At 63.7% G+C, this 2,117-nt stretch carries 1 protein-coding gene; it reads left to right on the top strand.

Going from position 1 to position 2,117, the window contains the following annotated elements; all coding sequences use genetic code 11:
• The coding region (locus EN969_RS28085) for a xanthine dehydrogenase family protein molybdopterin-binding subunit (RefSeq protein WP_164758556.1) at positions 1–2,092 on the top strand (2,092 nt) is incomplete at its 5' end.
• Positions 2,093–2,117: the final 25 nt, after the last annotated feature.

A 2,117-nucleotide genomic window follows, 5' to 3' on the forward strand; every position in this document is an offset into this window, starting at 1 on the left:
CTATTCCAAGGACGGCTCGCCGATGAAGATGGGGGCATGGTCGCCACTCGCCTTCGACCGGGTCCGTTATGTCGGTGACGCCGTCGTCATTGTCGTCGCCGAGACCAAGGGGCAAGCGCGTGACGCCGCCGAGGCGGTCGAGATCACCTACAAGGAGTTGAAGGCCGTCGTCGACGCCTCCAAGGCGATGGACAAGGGTGCGCCGCAGATCCACCCCGAAGCGGACAACAATCTGATCTTCGACTGGGACATCGGCAATGCCGACGACACGGATGCGGCCTTCGGGAAGGCAGCCCATGTCGTCAAGATGGACATCATCAACAATCGGCTGGTGCCTAACGCCATGGAGCCGCGCGCCGCACTTGGCCATTACGACAAGGCCGAGGATCACTACACCTGCTGGACGACCTCGCAGAACCCGCATGTGGCGCGGCTGGTGATGAGCGCCTTCTACAATGTCGCGCCGGAAAACAAGCTGCGCGTGATCGCGCCCGATGTCGGCGGCGGTTTCGGCTCGAAGATCTACATCTATCCCGAAGAGATCGTCTGCCTGTGGGCGTCGAAGAAGACCGGGGTGCCGGTCAAATGGGTGGCTGACCGGACCGAGAGTTTTCTGACCGACGCGCATGGCCGCGACCATCACACCCATGCTGAAATGGCCTTCGACAAGGACCACAGGATCCTCGGCCTGAAGGTCGAAACCCAGGCCAATCTTGGCGCCTATATGTCGCTGTTTTCGTCGGCGACGCCTACCTACCTCTATGCGACGCTGCTGTCGGGCCAGTACAATATCCCGGCCATCCACGCCAATGTGAAGGCGATCTATACCAACACCGCGCCCGTCGATGCGTATCGCGGGGCAGGGCGGCCGGAAGCGACCTTCGTCATGGAGCGCATGATGGAGACGGCGGCCCGCCAGTTCGGCGTCTCGCCGGCCGAGCTGCGGCGCAAGAACTTCGTCACAGCGTTTCCGCATCAGACGCCGGTCATCATGTGCTATGACGCCGGCGACTATGCCGCTTCGCTCGATGCGGCAATGAAGGCGTCGGATTATGCCGGCTTTGCCAAGCGCAAGGCCGCCGCCGCCAAGAAGGGGCTGCTGCGCGGCATTGGCATGAGCTGCTACATCGAAGCCTGCGGCATCGCCCCGTCTGCTGCCGTCGGCTCGCTCGGCGCCGGTGTCGGCCTTTGGGAATCGGCGGAAGTGCGCGTCAACGCGGTCGGCACGATCGAGGTGCTGACTGGCTCGCACAGCCACGGCCAGGGCCATGAGACGACCTTCGCGCAACTGGTCAACGAGCGCTTCGGCGTGCCGCTCGATTCGGTCTCGATCGTGCATGGCGACACCGACAAGGTGCAGATGGGCATGGGCACCTATGGCTCGCGCTCGGGTGCAGTCGGCATGTCGGCCATCGTCAAGGCCCTCGACAAGGTCGAGGCCAAGGCCAAGAAGATCGCGGCACACCTGCTCGAAGCCGACGAAGGCGATATCGTCATCGAGAATGGCGCGCTGAAGGTCGCCGGCACCGACAAGAACGTGCCGTGGTTCCAGATGGCGCTGGCCGCCTACACTGCCCACAACCTGCCGGGCGGCATGGAGCCCGGGCTGAAGGAGACGGCGTTCTACGATCCGTCGAATTTCACCTTCCCGGCGGGCTGCTATATCTGCGAGGTCGAGGTCGACCCGGAAACCGGCGTCACCGAGATCGTCCAGTTCGTCGCTGCCGACGATTTCGGCAACATCATCAACCCGATGATCGTCGAAGGCCAGGTGCATGGCGGGCTGGCGCAAGGCATCGGCCAGGCGCTGCTCGAAGGCGCCCATTATGACAATAGCGGCCAGCTTTTGACCGCGAGCTACATGGACTACACCATGCCGCGCGCCGGCGATCTACCGTCGTTCAAGGTCTCGACCTCGAACACGCCATGCCCGGGCAATCCGTTGGGGATCAAGGGCTGCGGCGAGGCCGGCGCCATCGGCTCGCCGCCGGCGGTGATCAACGCCCTCACCGACGCCATCGGCAGCAACGATCTTGCCATGCCGGCTTCGCCGTCCACCGTCTGGGCCGCGATCCGCGCAACGAAACACTGAAAGCGAATAGCGAATAGGGAGTAGC

The sequence above is a fragment of the Mesorhizobium sp. M7A.F.Ca.CA.003.01.2.1 genome, assembly GCF_003998945.1.
In the GTDB taxonomy this organism is placed as follows: Bacteria; Pseudomonadota; Alphaproteobacteria; order Rhizobiales; family Rhizobiaceae; genus Mesorhizobium; species Mesorhizobium ciceri.